Here is an 18842-nt window from a genome sequence, read left to right as displayed (position 1 = left end):
GCGTACGCCTGTGCCGCGGGACGCGGCGGCAGCTGTCGCTGATGGAGACGGGGCGGAGAGGCAGAACTCATCGGTGGGGGCGGGGGCTCCGTCGGACGGCGCGGGGCAGGGAGTCGAGATGCGCTGGGCAGGGAGTCGAGCTGCGCGGGGCGGCGAATCAGGGCCAGCTCTCCGTGAGCCGGTTGAGGGGCACCTTGCCGTCGAGCACGTCCTCGGGGACGGCGATGACGGGAAGGTGCCGGACGGCGCCAGCGCCCAGGAGCTGCGTCTGCAGGAGGACGGCGGCCTGATCCCAGTAGATGTGCTCGCCGGCCACGGCCGTGCCCCGGAATCCGACGACGGCGACGACGGGCACGCTGACGGACCGCCCGGTGGGGGCGACGCCCGGCAGGATCCAGGGGACTTCGATGTCGTGGGTGAACGACACGATCATCTCGTCGACGATGCCGTGATCCCCCACGGTGCGGGACAGGGAACGCACGGTGAAATCCTCGGGGTTCCGCCCGATGAACCAGCGGGCGTAGAAGTCCTTGACCGCGTCGTACCCGATCCCGCCCATGGCGGTGGGCACGTGGAGGACGGCGGGATCGCCGGTCATCGTGCTCATGGTGGCCTCGACGTCCTGCGCGACGAACTCACCGGCCATATGGGCTTCCCAGATCCGCTCCATCGCGGCGTGATCGGCCATCGAAACGCTCCTCGCGTCACGGCCCCGGACCTCGGCCCCATCAGGATAGATCCGGGCGAGGACCGCCGCGCGGTGAACCGAAACCGAGTCCCGCATGGCCCCGAACGAGGCGTGGCCGACAAAGGACTGGCTCTGGCGCAGGGCCTGAAGTGCCCCTGGTCGGTGCGCGGGTCGTCATGCCGTGCGTGTCGCGGCCACCGTCGCCGCGACACGATCCGCGATGGCCCTGGGATCCTCGTGCTCCCAGAACCTGAGGACCGTCCAGCCGGACGCGGTCAGGCTGTCCGTGGTCTCGAGATCCCGGGCCATGTTGCGGTCCAGTTTCTGTCGCCACCAGTCGGCATTCGCTTTGGGATGGGTGGCGTGCTCGGGGCAGCCGTGCCAGAAGCAGCCGTCCAGGAAGACGGCGATCCTGGGTCCGGGGAAGGCGATGTCGATGGTGCGACGGCGGAGACCGGGGACGGGCCGATGCAGGCGATATCGGTGGCCCGAGGCGTACAGCAGACGACGTACGGCCAGCTCAGGGGTGGTGTTCCGGCTGGCCTGGCGGCTCATGCGGGCGGATACGGATGGTGAGGACGGGATCGCTGGCACACGACCATTGTGATCCGTGGGGCGGGGAACGCGCCGGCCACTCCGGTCGATTGCGGCGGAGCCGCCCGGCGGCACCGACCGCGAGTCGCCCGGTGCGCGGGGCACCGTGGCGAAGCGCGTCCTCCGGCCGGGGGCCTACGCCCCGTGGCACGCCCTGTACGCGTGTCCCGAGCCGCACCAGCACGGGGCGTTCCGGGCCGGAGGCCAGGGGGTTGCGCGGCCGCGGGCCGCGAGGTTCGTGGCGTATTCCGGGAGCAGCGCGGCCGCGTCCGGGGTTGTCTGTTCCGCTGCCGCGAAGGCCTCGTACGAGGGGACCGTGCCCGTGACGATGCCGAACGTCTGGTTCGACATCGCCGAGGTGAGGTCGCGCAGCGCCGTCTCTATGCGGGTCAGGTGTTCCGTGTGCGAGGGGTATTCGGAGGCCAACCCCGGGTACGCCGCGAGGAGTTCGCTGAGTTCCGCCTCCGGCCAGTGGAGGACCGCCACCGGGTACGGGCGGGACAGCGCGGCGCGGCGTTCGCCCAACTCCGCGCGGAGTCGGTCGATTTCGGCGCGGAGTTCGGCCGGGTCGTCCGAGCCGAGTGCCCACAGGCGCTTGGGGTCGTGGAGTTCGTCCAGCGGGATTTCCCCGGAGTGCTGGGTGTCGGCGAGGGCGTCCCATGCGTCGTGGGGGTTGCCGAGGAGGCGGCGGACGCGGTGGCGGCCGTTCAGCAGGAGGCCCGCCTCGTACGGGATCTCGTCGCCGTCGATCAGCAGGGTCGCCCCGGCCGTGAAGCAGTCGTGTGCGGCCTGGAGTTCGTCGTGGGCCTCCAGGGTCTCGGCGATGATCTCCCACGGCGTCGAGTCCCGCGGGGCGGCGGCGCGGATGCCGTCGATGAGGACGCGGGCCTCGGCCTCGTGGCCGTGTTCCCAGAGGTTCGCGGCGTTGAGCGCCTTGATGAGGAGCGGGTTCCGGGGGTTGTCGGTGAGTAGCCGGTCGTAGAGGGCACTGGCCCGGGGGCGTTCGTCGGCGAGTTCCCAGTGGGCCGCGGCCTGCAGCAGCAACTGCTCACTGTCCTGCGGGAACTTCAGCGCGATGCGTTCCAGGCGCTCGGCTTCGGACGCGTGGTGGGCGGGGGTGGTCTCGGGCGGCATGCTGCACACCGTACTGCGTACGGGAGCAGGCGTCCCCGGTGGTGCCGTGGGCGTTCCCGGCGCTCCGCGCTCCGCGCTCCGTGCATCCGTGCATCCGCGCGTCCGCGCTCCGTGCATCCGTGCATCCGCGCGTCCGCGCTCCGTGCGTCCGCGCGTCCGCGCTCCGTGCGTCCGCGCGTCCGCGCTCCGACGGGACCCGCTCTCTCTCTGGTGGCTTGAAGGGGGAAGGCCTATCGTGCGCCCGCCGGGCCGGGGTCGGAGGAGCCGGAGGGCGGGAGGCGGTGCGAGTGGGAGCGCGTACGCGGATGCGGGCGTCCGCCGTCCTGCGAGAACGGCAGAGGCAATGGTGTTCCGGACGACGGGAGTTCAGCCCCCGTGTGCTGCTCGCCCGCGTCCTCTGGGGATCCGCCGAAGCCGCCGTCACCCTCGGTCTCGTCGTCCTGCTCCTCGTCGTCCACCAGCTCTGGTGGACCAACCGCGAGGCCCGCGCCGGCGCCGAACGCCAGGTGCACGCACTGGAGGAGGAGTGGGGCCGGGCACCGGGCGCGGACACCGAGCCCTCGCCTCCCCCGGAGGAGGGCGCGTCCTCGGCACCGGAGCAGGGAGCCGGGCACGCGGACGGCCGGTCCGCGCCGCCCCGCCGGGACCAGGCCTACGCCGTAATCCGCATCCCGCGGATCGGCGTCACCGCGCCCATCGCCCAGGGCATCGGCAAGTCCGGTGTTCTCAACCGCGGTTACGTCGGCCACTATCCGGGGACCGCACAGCCCGGCCGGGAGGGGAACTTCGCGCTCGCCGGGCACCGGAACACGCACGGCGAGCCGTTCCGGTACATCAACCGCCTGCGCCCCGGTGACGTCGTACGCGTCGATACGCGCGAGGGCCGGTTCACGTACCGGATCGCGAAGACCCTGCCGCAGACCTCGGCCGCCGACGGCAGTGTGATCGATGCGGTGCCGCGGAGTTCGGTGCGGCGGGGTTACGGGTTCGATGAGCGCGGGTCCTACATCACGCTCACCACCTGCACCCCCGAGTACACGTCCCGATACCGCCTCGTCGTCTGGGGGCGGCTGGAGCGTGCGGAGGCGCGCGGCTCGTAGCGGCCGGGCCCGTACCTCGTAGCCGGGCGGACGGGCGCGCCGTGAGGGCGTGGGGCGCGCGCCTCGTCGCGGGCGGGAGAGGTGAGTAGGGTCGGGCGGCGTGCTCACACGTCGTCCTCATCTGCTGTGGCTGCTCGTCCCGTACGTGCTGTTCCTCGGCGCCGTGCCCCTGGTGAACCGCGTCGAGCCCGTCGTGCTCGGTCTGCCCTTCCTCTTCGTCTGGCTGCTGGGTGCGACGGCCGCGACCCCCGTCGCCGTCTGGCTCGCCTGGAGGGGCGACCGGCGGGCGGGCCGGACGGGGAACGGTGCGCGGAGCACGGCCGGGCACCGCGGCAGGGGTGGGGCGCGATGAGCAACGCGGCCGTCGCCACGTCCGTCTTCGGTGTCTTCATGGTTCTCACCGTCGCCCTCGGCCTGCTCGCCGTGCGCGGGCGCGGGGCCGGCGGCGGGCTCGCGGAGTGGTCCGTGGGCGGGCGGAGCCTGAGCGCCGTCTTCATCTGGGTCCTGATGGCGGGGGAGGGCTACACCAGCTTCAGTTACCTAGGCGCCGCCGGCTGGGGCTACACCTACGGCGCGCCCGTCCTCTACGTCATCGCGTACATGTCCTGCGGATACGCCGCCGGGTACGTGGTCGGGCCGATGCTCTGGGCGTACGCCAGGAAGCACGGGCTCGTCGGCATCACCGACATCGTGGCCCACCGGTTCGGCAGCCGGTGGCTCGGCGCCGCGGTCGCCGTCCTCGCCACCGTCTTCCTGCTGCCCTACATCCAGCTCCAGATCACGGGCATGGGCGTCGTCGTCTCGACGATCTCCTACGGCGCCATCAGCCTCAACTGGGCCTATTTCCTGGCCTTTCTGGTCGCCACGGGCTTCGTCGTCGTCAGCGGGCTGCGCGGCAGCGCCTGGGTGTCCGTGCTCAAGGACGTGCTGGTCATCGGGACGCTCGGGTTCCTCGCCGTCTACGTGCCCCTGCACTACTTCGGCGGCTACGGGGAGTTGCTCGCGAGGATGTCCGAGGAGCGCAGCGCCTGGCTGACCCTGCCCGGGCACGACTCCCCGGGGCTGGGGGAGGGCTGGTTCCTCACGACCTCCCTGCTCAACGCGCTGACCGTCGTCATCTTCCCGACCACCGTCGCGGGCTACCTGGGTGCCCGGAGCGCCGACGCCCTGCGGCGCAACGCGATCTGGCTGCCCTGCTACAACGTTCTCCTGTTCGTGCCGATGCTGCTCGGCATGGCGGCGCTCTTCGTCGTCCCGGAACTGGCCGGCGCCGACTCGAACCTCGCTCTCTTCAAGCTGGTCGTGGACTCGCTGCCCGCGTGGGCGGTCGGGGTCATCGGGGTCGCGGCAGCGCTGTCGTCGATCGTGCCGATGGCGGTCTTCATGCTGGTCATCGGGACGATGTGGGGGCGGAGCGTGTTCTCGCTCCTCCGGCGGTCCGGTGAGGCGGAGGAGCGGAAGCCGGGCCGGGAGAAGGCGGCAGCGCAGGTCGTCGTGGTCGTGGCCGGGGCGCTCGCGCTGGTCCTGACCTACATCGCGCCGAACACTCTCGTACGGCTCTCGCTCATCTCGTACGAGGGGATGGCGCAGCTCGTGCCGATGGTGCTCCTCGGGCTGCTGTGGCGGCGGTTGACGCTCGCCGGTGCGGTCGCCGGGCTGGGCGTCGGTGTCGCGCTGGTGTGCGCGCTGGTGTTCAGCGGGAACGATCCGGTCGGCGGGGTGAACGCCGGCATCGTCGCGCTCGCGGCGAATCTCGTGGTCGCGATCGGGGTGACGTACGGGGGGCCGAAGCGGGTCGACGAGCGGCCCGACGAGGACGTTCTCGCGGAGGAGGCGCTTCCGGAACGCTCGCCCATGTCCGTTGTCGGTGGAGGGGGTTAGGATCGCGGGCAGACGAGGCAAGAAGTCTCCCGGGGATGCCGGGGGCTGCGGAGGATGCCGGGGCTTCGGGGACTTCTTCAGGATCCGGGAGGCCCGTGGACTCCGCGGACCCGTGAACTGCGGGACTCGGGGCGAAACCGGGAGGGGGAGGACGATGACCTGTGCCGTGCGCGTGTGGCGCGCGCAGATCGCCATGGCGTTCTTCCTGCTGCTCGCGGTGCTCCTCGCCGAGAGCGGCCTGGCGACCGCGCTGACCGCGGCGGCGGCGACCGCCGCCCTGGTGCTGCTCTGCCACGCGTTTCTCTCCGCCGCGCCCGCCCCGGCGGTACCACCGGGACGCATACGCACCGCGATACGGGACCGGGAGCGCCGTACGGCCTTCCTGCCGCAGAGGGATCCCGATGCGGCAGGCCGTCCACGGCCCCGAGCACCCGGCCGTCGCCTTCCGACGGCCGCGTAAGGGCTTCCCGGTCCTTCAGATTCCTTCCCGTTCTCCCGTTCTCCCGTGCACGCCTGCGCATGCCGTGCGTATGCGTGATCGCTTCGACGCCGCATGTCTGATCGCGTCGATCGTGCGCACCTCGGGTGTGGCACGCCTCGCGTGATCCTGCGTGGAGCGCAGTGATCGGGAAAGACGTTCCGGGAGCCCGCGCGGCTCGTCATGCCGATTCCGGGATTGCGACGGATCCGAGGATCCGACTCCACGTTCCGCGATTTCCGTGCTTGCGGCGGTTTCGCCGTTCCGCGGTTCCACGCATCCCGGCCTTCCGACATTCCGGCACGACGAGACCCCGGAGGGCTCGACCCATGTCTGTTTCCGCATCCCTGGGTGCACTGCTCGCGCACCTCGCCGATCAACTCCATCCGCTCGCCGGCGGCTCGGCCACCGCCGCGGCGATCGTTCTGCTGACCCTGTGCGTACGGCTCGCGCTGCATCCGTTCACGCGGGCTGCCGCGCGGGGCGAGAAGGCGCGGGCCGCTCTCGCGCCGCGCATCGCCGAACTGCAGCGCAAGCACCGCCGTGATCCGGAGCGACTGCGACGAGCGACGGCCGAACTGTTCGCGGAGACGGGAACCTCGCCGCTCGCGGGGTATCTGCCGATGCTGGCCCAACTGCCGGTGTTCTTTGTGATGTACCGGCTCTTCGCCCATGGTGGCGGCGACGTCCTCGACCACTCGCTGTTCGGGGCACCGCTCAGCGGACGGTGGGCGGATGCGCTCGCCGACGGTGGCCTGTTCGGGGCGCAGGGGCTGGTGTACCTGGGGCTGTTCGCGGTGATCGCCGCGGTCGCCACCTGGACGTATCTGCGGGCCCGTAAGGGCGCGACTGCCGTCGACGGGGCGACGGCGGGTGCTGCGAGGACCGGGGTGGCAAAGGCAGGTACGGCGGGGGCAGGTACGGCGAGGGCAAGTAGGGCGAGGGGTGCGGAGGGTGACCCCGCTGCGTCCGTGCCCGCCGCAATGGCCAGGGTGCTGCCCCTGCTGTCCTTCGGGACACTGCTCGCCGCCGCCTTCGTTCCGCTCGCGGCCGGGCTCTACCTCGCCACGACCACGGCCTGGTCGGCAGCCGAGCGGGCCTGGCTGCACCGCGGGAACGGGAACGGGAACGGAAGCGGGAACGGGAACGGGAACGACAACGGGGGCCGTTCCAGGACGGGCCCCCGCCGCCGGACCGGCAACCGTGAGGTGATGCGGACGGCAACCGTGAAGTGACGGTGAGGTGACACGGTCCGGAAAGCGTGAGGTGACGGCCGGACGGTCCATTCCGTGAACAAGGTCTTGTGGAGCGGAGACCGGCCTTGGATGATCGACCGATCCTCGGCCGGTGGCCGCACCCATCGTCCGAGCCGTTCCGGCGAGCGAGGCTCGCAGGGGCGGCACACGACCACGGGAGTGTGACGGTGAAGCTGCTGCGTGTCGGAATGGCCGGAGCGGAACGCCCGGCGCTGCAGGACCGTGACGGCGGCCTGCGGGATCTTTCGGACCTGGTGCGGGACATCGACGGCGAGCTGCTCGCGGACGACGCGGCGCTCGCACGCGTACGGTCCGCCGCCGCGAGCGGGGAGCTCCCGGTGCTCGACGGCGCCGGGCTGAGGGTCGGGCCGCCGGTCGGCCGGATCGGCAAGATCGTCTGCATCGGGCTGAACTACCACGACCACGCGCGGGAGACGGGCGCGCGCGTTCCCACCGAGCCGATCGTCTTCATGAAGGCCCCGGACACCGTCGTCGGCCCGGACGACGCGGTGCTCGTGCCGCGGGGCAGTGAGAAGACCGACTGGGAGGTCGAACTGGCCGTCGTCATCGGTCGTACGGCCCGCTATCTGGAGTCCGCCGAGGCCGCCCTGGCCCATGTCGCGGGCTACACGATCGCGCACGACGTCTCCGAGCGGGAGTTCCAGATCGAGCGCGGCGGCCAGTGGGACAAGGGCAAGAACTGCGAGACGTTCAACCCGCTGGGCCCCTGGCTCGTGACCGCCGACGAGATCGCCGACCCGCAGGCGCTGCGGCTGCGGCTGAGCGTGAACGGGGAGGTCAAGCAGGACGGCACGACCGCCGACCAGATCTTCCCGGTGGCCGAAGTGGTGCGCTATCTCAGCCGGTTCATGACGCTCTACCCCGGCGATGTCATCAACACCGGTACGCCCGCGGGCGTGGCCCTCGGCCACCCGGACCCGAAGCCGTATCTGCGACCCGGTGATGTCGTCGAGCTGGAGATCGACGGACTGGGCCGCCAGCGGCAGGCGTTGAGGGCGGCCTAGCACCGGAGCACGGAAGGACATCGCAGGGCGATCGCAGGACATCGCAGGGGCGGAGGGACTCCGCCCCTGCCCGCGTGGGGCGACCGGAAGCGGCTGTGCCGCCCCGCAAGCCGGACCGCTGTGGCGGCCCGGAAGAGCGCGGGGCCCTGCCCGCCTAAGGCGACTGGGCCCGGGTCCGTACGCGACCGGCTCCCGTTCACCCGCGTCTCCGGGCACGGCGCACCCGCCCTTCGCACTCCCGCAGTGCGCGCCTCGGGCCGGTGCGTGCCTCAGGCAGTGTGAGAGTGCAGAGATTCCTCTGCAAGTGACTCTATGCAGAGAAGTCTCTGCATCCTACGATGCCGTCATGACCACGGACGAGCCCGACCACCGCACCTCGGGAGCCACGGAGTCAGGGGCCACAGAACCCGCATCGACGGTGAGCGCCTCGGAACCCGCACCCCGGCCCACCCGCCGCATGGATGCCCGCAGCCTGCGTGGCCTCGCCCATCCCCTGCGGATGGACATCCTCGAAGCGCTCACTCTCGACGGGCCCGCGACCTCCACACGCCTTGCGGAACGCCTGGGGGAGAACACAGGGACGGTCAGCTGGCATCTGCGCCACCTGGCCCAGCACGGCTTCATCGAGGAGGAGAGGGACCGCGGCACCAAGCGCGAGCGATGGTGGCGGGCGGTCAAGGACAGAATGGTGCTCAACACGTCGGAGTTCCGGCACGACCCCGCGACGCGCGGCGCGCTCCAGGTCTACATGCACGAGCTGGTGCAGCAGCAGTTCGGCCGTGTCACCGGCTATCTCGCCGAGGACTGGGAGCCTCAGTGGCAGGACGTCGGAACCATCTCCGACTGGCGCGACCTCCGACTGACTCCTGCTCAGCTTCGGTCGCTGAACGACGAGTTGATGGGTGTCGTCGCGCGTTACACCGAGACCGAGGAGGCTTCGGCCGGGACGGACCCGGACGCCCTGCCCGTGATCGTGCAGCTCCAGTCGTTCCCGCGCAAAGAGCGGCGAAAGCGCGACACCGCATGAGCAGGAGCGGTCGCGGCGGGCTTCTCCGGAGCGCTCGCGGCGGACTTCTGTGGCGTCACCGGGACTTCCGCCTGCTGTGGTGCGGCGAGACCGCGGGCAAGTTCGGGGCATCCGTCACCGGGGTGGCCATGCCGCTGGTGGCCGTGTCGACCCTGCATGCCGACACGTTCGAGGTCGGGATGCTCAGTGCCTCCGCCTGGCTCCCCTGGTTGATCATCGGCCTTCCTGCGGGCGTCTGGGTCGACCGGTTGCCCCGCAGGCCGGTGATGCTGGCCGCGGCAGCGGTCTCCCTCGTGCTCTACGCGGGCGTACCGGCCGCCGCGTGGGCGGGCCTGCTGAGCGTCCGACTGCTGCTGGCCGTGGCCCTGTTGACGGGTACGGCCGCGGTGTTCTTCCAGACCGCCTACACCGCGTACCTCCCCGGCGTCCTCGAACCCGCCGACCAGGCCGAGGGCAACGCCAAGCTGCACGGGAGCGCGTCCGCCGCCCAGATCGCGGGCCTGGGGTCCGGTGGTCTGATCGCCCAGCTCGCGGGCGCGGTGAACGGGATGCTCATCAACGCCGCGACCTTTCTCCTGGCCCTGCTGTGCTTGTCCGGCATACGGCACCGGGAGCCACGCCGTCCCCGGTCCGCCCGCCCTGCCGGGACCCTGACCGCGGAAGTCGGCCAGGGGCTGCGGCTGGTGGCGGGTGATGTCTGGCTGCGTACGCTCACGCTCTTCGGCGCCACGTCCAACCTCGCCCTCATGGGCTACCAGTCCATCCTCCTGGTCTTCCTGGTCCGGGACGTCGGGCTGGCCCCCGGCGCCGTCGGCGGGCTGATCGCGGCCGCGGGCGCGGGAGGAGTCGTCGGCGCGTTCGCCGCCCGCCGTACGGCAGGCCGGGTCGGCACCGCCCGCGCGATGCTCCTCTTCGAGCTGGGACTACCGGTGTTCGCCCTTCTCATCCCGCTCACCACGGGCGGGACGGGAACCGTACTGTTCCTCGCCGGCGGCTTCTGCGTCTCCGCGGGCGTGGTCGGAGGCAATGTGATCAAGGCGGGTTTCCAGCAGCGTTACTGCCCACCGGAACTGCTCGGACGGCTCACCGCGAGCGCCGCGTTCCTCAACTTCGGCACGATTCCCCTCGGTGCTCTTCTCGGCGGCGTACTGGGAGAGGTGCTCGGGGTGCGACCCGCGATGTGGATCATGACCGCCGGTGTTCCCCTCGCCGGACTGATCCTCTGCTTCTCCCCGATCCGGCGGTGCCGGGACCTGCCGACGACCCCGCTGCGCACGGAGCCGGAAGCGGCCGTGCCGCGCCCGGCCGCGCCGTGACCCGGCACCACGTGACACGCAACCTCGCGACCCGGCCGTACGCGACCCGGCCGTACGCGACCCGGCCGTACGCGACCCGGCGTACCTGAACCGGTTGTCCGCGACCGGCCGTTCGCGCTGACCGTCCGTGTCGGCACTGCGCCCCCGAAGACGGTTCGTACGGCCGGAGCCACGGGCCGTACGAGCCTCGGCGCGCGGCAGCCTCGGGGCGCCTCAGCGTACGGCGGCGTGGCGGCCTCAGTGCGTGGCCGCCTCGATACGGCCCGCCGCGATGAAGCGCTCCAGGGCCTCCACCACGAGCGCGTGGTCCTCGGCCTGCGGCAGGCCGGAGACCGTCACGGTGCCGATGACGCCCGCACCCTCGACGGTGATCGGGAACGCTCCGCCGTGCGCCGCGTACCGGTCGGGGTCCAGCCGCGAGGACGCCTCGAACGTCGTGCCCTTGGCGCGGTACCGGGCGCCGACGAGGTACGAGCTCTCGTCGTAGCGCTCCACCACTCGCCGCTTGCGGTCGGTCCACGCGTCGTTGTCCGCCGAGGTGCGGGGCAGGGCGCAGTGGAACAGCTGCTGCCTGCCGCGCCGGATGTCCACCACGACCGGGGCATGGCGCAGCCGCGCCAGCTCGACGAGCATCGAGCCGAGGTGCCAGGCGTGCTCATGGGTGAAGGACTTGAGGACCAGCCGCCGCTCCTGCGCCTCGAGTTCCGGGATCAGCTTGGCCGCCGCCTCACGCGGATCGGCGGACGCGTCGGGCTCCAGTGGGGCTCCATGCCCGCCCGGCGGCGGCGCGTGTTCGGCCGGTTCGCCGCGGTCGGCCGGGGATCCGCTTGCGCCGGCCGGGCCGCCGCTCGTGGTGGCCGGGGATCCGCCCGTGCCCGCGGTGCCTGCGGCGCGCGGCGCGCCGCCCGGGGTCGGCTGACCCTCTCGATCCGACGGTGCCTGAGCCATCAGGCGTCACCTCCGATCGTGACTGTACGGCCTTCCCGCGCCGAGACGCGGGCAGCCTCGAGCACGTCCAGGGCCGCCGCTGCCTCGTGTGCCGTCACCGGCGGTGGGGTGCCGTCGCGGAGGGCGGCGGCGACGCCCGCGTAATAGGCAGGGTAGTCGCCCGGGACCGTGGGCACCGGTGTGCCGCCGCCGGTCAGGGGAGACTCGCCCGCGCCCATCCGCCCCCACAGCGACTCGGGCTCGGCTCCCCAGCCGGGCGCGGGGCGCAGGCCCTCGCGGAGGGCGGCTTCCTGCGGGTCGAGTCCGTACTTCACATAGCCTGCCTTGCTTCCCAGGAGCCGGAAGCGGGGGCCGAGTTGGGCGGTCGTGGCGCCGGCCCAGAGGTGGGAGCGGACCCCGTTCGCGTGCGTGATCGCGATGAAGGTGTCGTCGTCGGCCTCGGCGCCGGGGCGGCGGACGTCGGACTCCGCGTACACCCGTACGGCCGGGCCGAAGAGGACGACTGCCTGGTCCGCGAGGTGGCTCCCGAGGTCGTAGAGCAGGCCGCCGATCTCGGTCGGGTCACCGGACTCGCGCCAGCCGCCCTTGAGCTGCGGCCGCCACCGTTCGAAACGGGACTCGAAGCGCTGGACGGTGCCCAGGCCGCCGTCCGCGAGGAGCCCCCGGAGGGTGAGGAAGTCGGCGTCCCAGCGGCGGTTCTGGAAGACGGACAGCAGCAGACCGCGCTCGTCGGCGAGGGCCGCCAGGGAGCGGGCCTCGGAAGCGGTCCCGGCGACCGGCTTGTCCACGACGACCGGAAGGCCCGCCTCCAGCGCGGCGGTGGCGATCGGCACGTGGGTGCGGTTCGGGGACGCGATCACGATCAGGTCGAGAGTGTCGTCCCGGCCCGTACGGTCCGCTCCGGCTCCGGTCCTGGCTCCGGCTCCGGCCCTGGCTCCGGCTCCGGCCCTGGCCCCGGCTCCGGCCCTGGCCCCGGCGGCCCGTGGCCACAGCTCGTCGGGCGAGTCCGCGAACCGTACGTCCGGGTACTCGGCGCGCGCCTGCTCGCGGCGCTCGGGGTCGGAGGTGACGACCGTGTCGAGCACGAGGCCCTCGGTCGCGGTGATGAGGGGGGCGTGGAAGACGGAGCCCGCGAGGCCGTAGCCGACGAGCCCCACGCGGAAGGGGCCGCTCGCGCCGCGGCCGGAGCCCGCGGCGGTGCCCGGAGCGCTGCTGGTGGCGGGGGTGCCGGTCGGAGTGCCTGTCATGGGGCCACTTAAGCAACGGTGTTGCCAAACTGCAAGCGGGAGGGAGAATGGCCGCGTGAACAGGGGTGACTCCGGAGCCAATCTGCCCGCACTGCGCAGCCACAACGCCGCGCTCGTGCTCGATCTGCTGCGCACGGCAGGGGAGGGCGGCATCAGCCGCCTGGAGCTGGCCGAGCGCACCGGGCTGACCCCACAGGCCGTCAGCAAGATCACGGCGAGACTGCGCCAGGCGGGCCTGGCCGCCGAGGCCGGCCGCCGCGCCTCGACGGGCGGCAAGCCGCGCACGGTCCTGCGCCTGGTCCGGGGCGCGCGCAGTGCGGTCGGGCTGCACCTGGACCGCGACGAGCTGACCGCAGTCCTCACGGACCTGACCGGCGAGCCGGTCGCGGTGCGGAGTGTGCCCTTCGACTTCGGCGCGGGGGAGGAGGCCGTGCTGCGGCGGGCGGTGGCCGAGGTCCGGGAACTGCTGCGGCACGGTCCCGGCCCGGCGGCAGGTGCTTCGTACGAGCCTGGGACGGGCACGTCGGCCGAGCCTGGGCCGGGCCCGTCGTACGAGCCCGGGTCGGGCCCGTCGTACGAGTTCGGGGCGGGTCCGTCGTTCGGCCCGGCGGCGACCGGTGCGCCGTACGAGTTCGGGGCGGGTGCGCCGTACGAGCCCGGGGGCGCGCCCTGGCCGGTCATCGGCGTCGGCGTCGCCTGCCCCGGGCCGCTCGACCACCGCAGCGGCGTGCTCGGCCGGGTCACCGGCCTGCCGCAGTGGGACGGGTTTCCGCTGCGTGAGGCGCTCGCCGCCCGGCTCGGCCTTCCCGTCGTCCTCGACAAGGACACCAATGCCGCCGCTCTCGGCGTGGCACTGCGCCGCGACGAGCCTCCGGCCGAAGGCGGTGCGGCTGAACACGGGGCCGACGACGGAGCCCCGCCCGAACACGCAGCCCCGGCCGAACACGTGGCCCGGGGCGGCGGTGGACGAGGTGGCCGCGGCCACGCGTCGTTCGCGTACCTCCACGTCGGGACCGGTCTCGGCGCCGGGCTCGTCCTCGGCGGCGGGCTGTACCGCGGGAGCCGCACCGCGGCAGGGGAGTTCGGCCACCAGGTGGTCCAGCTCGACGGCCCGCCGTGCGAGTGCGGCGGCCGCGGCTGCATCGAGGCGCTGTGCCTGGCGGCCGTGGCGCGCGGCGACATCGCGCAGGCGGCGCGCGTCCTCGGCACCGGGGCGGCCAACCTCGTCGGGCTGCTCGACATCGACCGCGTCCTGCTCGGCGGACGCGTCGCCGTGGCCGACGCCGAGGTGTTCGTACGGGGCGTGTCGGCCGTCGTCGCCGAGCGCGCCGGAAGGGACGGCGCGGAAACCGGCCGTACGGTGCCGGTCTCTGTCGTGCCCGACGGCGAGCGGGCGGTCGCCCTCGGGGCCGCACAACTCGTCCTCGCCCCCCTCTTCGGCCGCGCCGAAACCGCCCCCTGACGCCGCACAGAGCCCGGCCTGCGCCGCCGCGCCCGCCGCCTCCCCGCCCGGCACGAGCCCCGCAACAGCTCCGCCCGGCACCACCCCTGCCACGCTCCGCCCGGCGCGGCGGGCCTCGCGCCGAACGGGCGGCACGGTGGCGAACGGCCGAACGGCCGAACGGCCGAACGGCCGAACGGGCGGCACAGCGGCCCCGCGCCGAACGGGCGGCGCCGTGGCGACGGGGCGACGCACCTCCATCGGATCAGCGCAACGTCGGCTGATCGAGGGGGATTCCGCCGCCCGCGCGCCCGCCGCCACCCCCGTCCGCGGGCCCGCGTGGCAGGGTCCTGGGGGCACCGGCCGTACCGTTCGCCGGTGCGCAGCCGATCGCCGCGCCCTCACGAAGGTCCCTCATGCGCCTGCGTACACCCGTACTCGCCGCCGCCCTGGCTGTGATCGCCCCCGCCGCCCTGATCCTCCTTCCCGCCACCACGGCCGCAGCGGATCCCACGGAGCCGCCCGCGGCGCGCGACCGCGCCCTCGCGCCGTACTGCGGTGATCCGGACAGCGAGGACTTCCCCATCGAGGCCCGCATCCGCGACGGCCGGAAGACGTACGAGGCGGGTGCCGACAGGGCGACCTGGAACCTCGATCTGCGCAACACCACGAACGCCGAGTGCCGCAACATCCACCCCATCGCCGTCCTCGTCGACCGCAACCGCGCACTCGCCACGGAGCGGATCGGGCTGGAGTTCTACGACGGCGGGGCCGGTGAGTGGCGGACCGTCGGCTTCGAGACCACGGAGGAGCGCGAGCACATCGGCGTCTTCGAGGGCGACGGCTTCGACGGCTTCGCCGTGAAGCCGCACAAGAAGGTCACCGTGAAGGTGCGCATGGGCTTCGCCGAGGGCACGAAGAGCGATCACGTCCGCCTGAACGTCGCGGCCGTGCAGCGCCGGGACGACGACGGCGACTGGGTCGGCGAGTCCAACGACTACGAGTTCGACATCCGCGGCGACGGCAGCGCGACTGCGGCGGACACCGGGCAGCGCGACGGCACGGCCGGTGACGGCAGCGGATCGGGACGGGACGACGCGCACGGCAGGTCCGGTGGCGGGCAGGACGAGGCCCGGCGCTCCGACGGCATGGGCGCGCAGCAGCCGAACGCGCCACGCCCGCAGACCGCCGGCGAGGCCGACGTCCTCGCCAGGACCGGCCGCGCCGCACTGACCTGGCTCGGGGTCGTGGCGGGTGTGTGCCTGGTGGGCGGCGCGGTCCTCGTGGCCCTCGCCCGTCGCCGCACACGCTGAAGCGACCGCTTACCGTCGCGGGCCGACGAGAACCCGGCGGGGATCGCACGCTGAAGCAACCGCCCGCCGCTGCCCGCGGACGCTGACGCGCGAGCCGCTGTCCGCGCACGGTGACGCGTTCGCCGCTGCTGTGCATGCTCATCCGACGGCCCGACGGCCCGACGGCCCGACGGCCCGACGGCCCGACGGCCCGACGGCCCGACGGCCCGACGGCCCGACGGCCCGACGGCCCGACGGCCCGTCCGCCCGCCGCCGCGCCCTGCCGCCCCGCCGCCGTGCCCGCCGGCGTGACCCTGCGAGGAGTCGGGGCAGGGGAAGCGATGGCCGCGGCAACTCCCGTGATCACGTGCCGCGTCAGCGCCCCGCACGCGATCACGTACTGCGTCAGTCCCCCCCCGGCACGTGATCACGTATCGCTGCGGCGACCCCGCCGCCCGTCTGCGACGATCCCCCCGTGGACTACCCCAACGACCAGGCGCCCGGCGCGCCCGTCCGCTCCGGCGTCCCGGAGCACGGGCGCGTGCCCAAGTACTACGCCGTCAAGACCCGGCTCGCCCTCCTCCTCGACGAACTGGGCGAGGGCGAACCGCTCCCGACCGAGCGCGACCTCTCGGTGCGCTACGAGGTCTCGCGCGAGACCGTACGGCAGGCGCTGCGCGAGCTGCTGCTGGAGGGGCGGCTGCGGCGGGCCGGTAGGGGCACGGTGGTCGCGGGGCCGAAGCTGGAGCAGCCGCTGTCCCTGGCCAGTTACACCGAGGGGGTGCGCCGTCAGGGCCGGCGCCCCGGCCGTACGCTCATCAGCCTCGACCGCTTCCCCTGCCCCGACCGGCTGGCAGAGGAGACCGGGTTCGAACGCGGCGAGGCCGTATGGCACTTGGAGCGCGTGCTGCTGGCGGACGACGAGCGGGTCGGGCTGGAGAGCACCTACGTCACCGTGGCGCGCGTGCCACGGCTCGACGGCGACTTCGACCCCGACTCCTCCTTCTACGTCTATCTGCACGACCGGCTCGGCATCGGCTTCGGCGACGCGGACGAGCGGCTGGAGACGGTTCTGGCCACGCCGCGTGAGGCGCTGCTGATCGGGACACCGCCCGCGCTTCCGATGTTGCTGATCCACCGGGTGTCGCGGGACACGGGCCGCCGCCCGCTGGAACGGGTCCGCTCCCTCTACCGGGGGGACCGGTTCAGTTTCACTGCCCACCTCGGGGGGCCGGGCACGGGGCAGCCGGGCGCTTCGGACTGACGCGACGGAGAAGTTGAACCAGGGATAAAGGGTCCAAAAGCTTGGAAACTCTGCCCCAGTTGCATCCGTAGACGGTACATATCGCCGCAGAGTGGGCGGATGAATATCACGAAGGGATAACGGGTCTAGGCCAAATTTGCCTGCCCGTTCACCATGGCTTTGCCAACCGGATCCTTCCGGGCCATCCGATCCAAGGAGCGTCAACGGCATGCGAGTGATAGTCGTCGGAGCCGGCGTGGTGGGAACCATGCACGCCTGGCACGCAGTGGAGCGAGGCCATGAGGTCCTCCACATCGAGCGCGAGAGCGAGGCGCGCGGGGCCTCCCTGCGCAACTTCGGCCTCGTCTGGGTCAGTGGACGCGCCGGAGGGGAGGAGCTGGAGACCGCGCTGCGCGCCCGCGCCCTCTGGGAGGGCATCGGCGAGCGCGTTCCCGAGCTCGGCTTCCGCCCCAACGGCTCCCTCACCGTCGTCACGAACGAGGCCGAACTCGCCGTCGCCCAGGCCGTACTGCAGCGCCCCGACGCCGCCGCCCGCGGCTACAAGCTGCTCGGCCCCGACGAGGCGCGCGCCCTCAACCCGGCCCTGCGCGGCGAGATGTCGGCCGCCCTGTGGTGCGAGCGGGACGCCGCCGTCGAACCGCGTACCGCACAACGGGCGTTGAAGGCGGAGCTGCTGAAGTCCGGCCGCTACACCTTCCTCGGCGGCCGCGAGGTACGCGAGGTCGGCGCGTCCGCTGTACGCGACGACCACGGCGAGGTGCACACCGGCGACACCGTCGTCCTGTGCACCGGAGCCTGGCTGGGCGGCCTCGTCCGGGAACTGGTCCCCGACCTGCCCGTCCGCCGCGTCCGCCTGCAGATGATGCAGACCGACCCGCTCGGCGAGGAGCTGACCACCTCGGTCGCCGACGCCGACAGCTTCCGCTACTACCCGGCCTACGGCGGCGAGGCGCTCGACGCCCTGACCGCCGCACAGGCCCAGCCACCGGTCGCCGACGCGCACCGGATGCAACTGCTGATGGTCCAGCGCCGCGACGGCGGCCTGACCATCGGGGACACCCACGAGTACGAGGACCCGTTCGGCTTCGACGTCGTCGAGGACCCGTACGAGCACCTCGCCGGCGTCGTCGAGGGCATCCTCGGCCGGCCGCTGCCGAGGATCCGCCGCCGCTGGGCCGGGGTGTACGCGCAGTGCACCGATACGGGGCGGGTCGTGCACCGGCAGCAGGTGCAGGACGGGGTGTGGCTGGTTACCGGGCCGGGTGGCCGCGGCATGACCTGTGCCCCCGCGATCGCCGAGACCACCGCCGACGAACTGGGCTGGTAGGAGAGATGACCGAGAACAGCGACAACACGACGGCCGAGGCCACCGACACGAGCGCGGCCACCGACACGAGCGCGGCCAAGGACACGGCCACCGACACGACCGGGACCGCCGAAGCCGGCGCAGCCGTCCGGCTCGTCGTCCTCGACATGGCGGGTACCACCGTCGCCGACGGCGGACTCGTCGAGCGGGCCTTCGCGGCCGCTGCCCAACAGCTGGGCGTCGAGCCCGGATCGGCCGAGCACACCGCCCAACTCGACTATGTCCGGGCCACGATGGGCGAGTCCAAGATCTCCGTCTTCCGTCACCTCTTCGGTGACGAGGAGCGCGCGCAGCAGGCCAACACGGCCTTCGAGAAGGCGTACCACGACCTCGTCGACGACGGGCACTGCGCGCCGCTGCCGGGCGCGGCCGACGCCATCGGGACACTGCGAGAATCGGGCATCAAGGTCGCGCTCACCACCGGCTTCTCGCGCGCCACCCAGGACCGCATCCTCGACGCGCTCGGCTGGTACGACATCGCCGACCTCACCCTCTGCCCGGCCGACGCGGGCCGCGGCCGCCCGTACCCGGACATGGTGCTCACCGCGCTGCTGCGCACGGCCACCGACGACGTACGGCAGATCGCGGTCTGCGGCGACACCTCGTACGACATGCTGACGGGCCGCCGCGCCGGTGCGTCGGTCGTCGCGGGCGTCCTCACCGGAGCGCACGCGCGCGAGCAGTTGACCGCCGCGGGCGCGACCCATGTCCTGGGCTCCGTCACGGAGTTGCCTGCGGTCGTCGGGGCCGTGCCCGCGAACGCCACGGGGACCGGGGTGGTGTGA

General features: G+C 72.9%; 18 protein-coding genes. 13 read left to right on the top strand and 5 right to left on the bottom strand.

The window, feature by feature from the left end; all coding sequences use genetic code 11:
* Positions 1-157 precede the first annotated feature (157 nt).
* From ACGFNH_RS27675 to ACGFNH_RS27665, 3 genes are all read right to left on the bottom strand, one after another.
* A complete protein-coding gene (locus ACGFNH_RS27675; RefSeq protein ID WP_393658209.1) occupies positions 158-688 on the bottom strand; it encodes a nuclear transport factor 2 family protein in 531 nt (176 codons plus the stop codon).
* A gap of 174 nt (positions 689-862) precedes the next feature.
* Positions 863-1243: a very short patch repair endonuclease gene (locus ACGFNH_RS27670; RefSeq protein ID WP_393658455.1), complete on the bottom strand. Its 381-nt coding sequence runs from the start codon at positions 1241-1243 to the stop codon at positions 863-865.
* 174 nt (positions 1244-1417) lie between these two features.
* Positions 1418-2416 carry a YecA family protein gene (locus ACGFNH_RS27665; protein ID WP_393658208.1) on the bottom strand — a complete coding sequence of 333 codons (999 nt, stop codon included), beginning with the start codon at positions 2414-2416 and terminating at the stop codon, positions 1418-1420.
* Positions 2417-2793: 377 nt separating this feature from the next.
* Here ACGFNH_RS27665 and ACGFNH_RS27660 point away from each other — a divergent pair, with 377 nt between their 5' ends.
* The 8 genes from ACGFNH_RS27660 to ACGFNH_RS27625 all read left to right on the top strand — a co-directional run bounded on the left by ACGFNH_RS27660 (position 2794) and on the right by ACGFNH_RS27625 (position 10499).
* Positions 2794-3516, top strand: a complete 723-nt coding sequence (locus tag ACGFNH_RS27660) for a class E sortase (protein ID WP_393658206.1) — start codon at positions 2794-2796, stop codon at positions 3514-3516.
* 100 nt (positions 3517-3616) lie between these two features.
* Entirely contained in the window at positions 3617-3868 is a 252-nt protein-coding gene (locus ACGFNH_RS27655; RefSeq protein WP_393658204.1) for a DUF3311 domain-containing protein, read from the top strand.
* A complete protein-coding gene (locus ACGFNH_RS27650; protein ID WP_393658202.1) occupies positions 3865-5397 on the top strand; it encodes a sodium:solute symporter in 1533 nt (510 codons plus the stop codon). The genes ACGFNH_RS27655 and ACGFNH_RS27650 overlap by 4 nt, the downstream gene beginning before the upstream one ends.
* 154 nt (positions 5398-5551) lie before the next feature.
* Positions 5552-5857, top strand: a complete 306-nt coding sequence (locus tag ACGFNH_RS27645; protein ID WP_393658200.1) for a DUF6412 domain-containing protein — start codon at positions 5552-5554, stop codon at positions 5855-5857.
* Between the two features lie 347 nt (positions 5858-6204).
* Positions 6205-7110: a YidC/Oxa1 family membrane protein insertase gene (locus tag ACGFNH_RS27640; RefSeq protein ID WP_393658198.1), complete on the top strand. Its 906-nt coding sequence runs from the start codon at positions 6205-6207 to the stop codon at positions 7108-7110.
* A gap of 188 nt (positions 7111-7298) precedes the next feature.
* Complete coding sequence (locus tag ACGFNH_RS27635; protein ID WP_393658197.1) at positions 7299-8156, top strand: fumarylacetoacetate hydrolase family protein; 858 nt, start codon at positions 7299-7301, stop codon at positions 8154-8156.
* Positions 8157-8613: 457 nt separating this feature from the next.
* Entirely contained in the window at positions 8614-9183 is a 570-nt protein-coding gene (locus tag ACGFNH_RS27630) for an ArsR/SmtB family transcription factor (protein WP_393658454.1), read from the top strand.
* The gene (locus ACGFNH_RS27625) at positions 9180-10499 is read left to right on the top strand and encodes an MFS transporter (protein WP_393658195.1); all 1320 of its coding nucleotides are present in this window, start codon (positions 9180-9182) and stop codon (positions 10497-10499) included. Before ACGFNH_RS27630 ends, ACGFNH_RS27625 begins: the two co-directional genes overlap by 4 nt.
* A 237-nt stretch (positions 10500-10736) precedes the next feature.
* Here ACGFNH_RS27625 and ACGFNH_RS27620 read toward each other — a convergent pair whose 3' ends face one another.
* Positions 10737-11213: a heme-degrading domain-containing protein gene (locus ACGFNH_RS27620; protein WP_393658452.1), complete on the bottom strand. Its 477-nt coding sequence runs from the start codon at positions 11211-11213 to the stop codon at positions 10737-10739.
* Positions 11214-11446: 233 nt separating this feature from the next.
* The gene (locus tag ACGFNH_RS27615; protein ID WP_393658193.1) at positions 11447-12694 is read right to left on the bottom strand and encodes a Gfo/Idh/MocA family oxidoreductase; all 1248 of its coding nucleotides are present in this window, start codon (positions 12692-12694) and stop codon (positions 11447-11449) included.
* Between the two features lie 55 nt (positions 12695-12749).
* Between ACGFNH_RS27615 and ACGFNH_RS27610 the strand changes: the two genes are divergently transcribed.
* From ACGFNH_RS27610 to ACGFNH_RS27590, 5 genes are all read left to right on the top strand, one after another.
* Positions 12750-14156: an ROK family protein gene (locus ACGFNH_RS27610; protein WP_393658191.1), complete on the top strand. Its 1407-nt coding sequence runs from the start codon at positions 12750-12752 to the stop codon at positions 14154-14156.
* A 395-nt stretch (positions 14157-14551) separates the two neighbouring features.
* Positions 14552-15448, top strand: coding sequence for a hypothetical protein (locus ACGFNH_RS27605; protein WP_393658189.1), 897 nt, complete (start codon positions 14552-14554; stop codon positions 15446-15448).
* A 454-nt stretch (positions 15449-15902) separates the two neighbouring features.
* Positions 15903-16691 carry a GntR family transcriptional regulator gene (locus ACGFNH_RS27600; RefSeq protein ID WP_393658187.1) on the top strand — a complete coding sequence of 263 codons (789 nt, stop codon included), beginning with the start codon at positions 15903-15905 and terminating at the stop codon, positions 16689-16691.
* Between the two features lie 208 nt (positions 16692-16899).
* Complete coding sequence (locus ACGFNH_RS27595) at positions 16900-18018, top strand: TIGR03364 family FAD-dependent oxidoreductase (protein ID WP_393658185.1); 1119 nt, start codon at positions 16900-16902, stop codon at positions 18016-18018.
* Between the two features lie 146 nt (positions 18019-18164).
* Positions 18165-18842, top strand: a complete 678-nt coding sequence (locus ACGFNH_RS27590) for a phosphonatase-like hydrolase (RefSeq protein WP_393658450.1) — start codon at positions 18165-18167, stop codon at positions 18840-18842.

The organism is Streptomyces sp. NPDC048639 (genome assembly GCF_043199075.1).
Classification (GTDB): Bacteria; Actinomycetota; Actinomycetes; order Streptomycetales; family Streptomycetaceae; genus Streptomyces.
The sequence above is the reverse complement of the archived record's forward strand: the minus strand, read 5'-3'. Positions and strand labels throughout refer to the sequence as shown.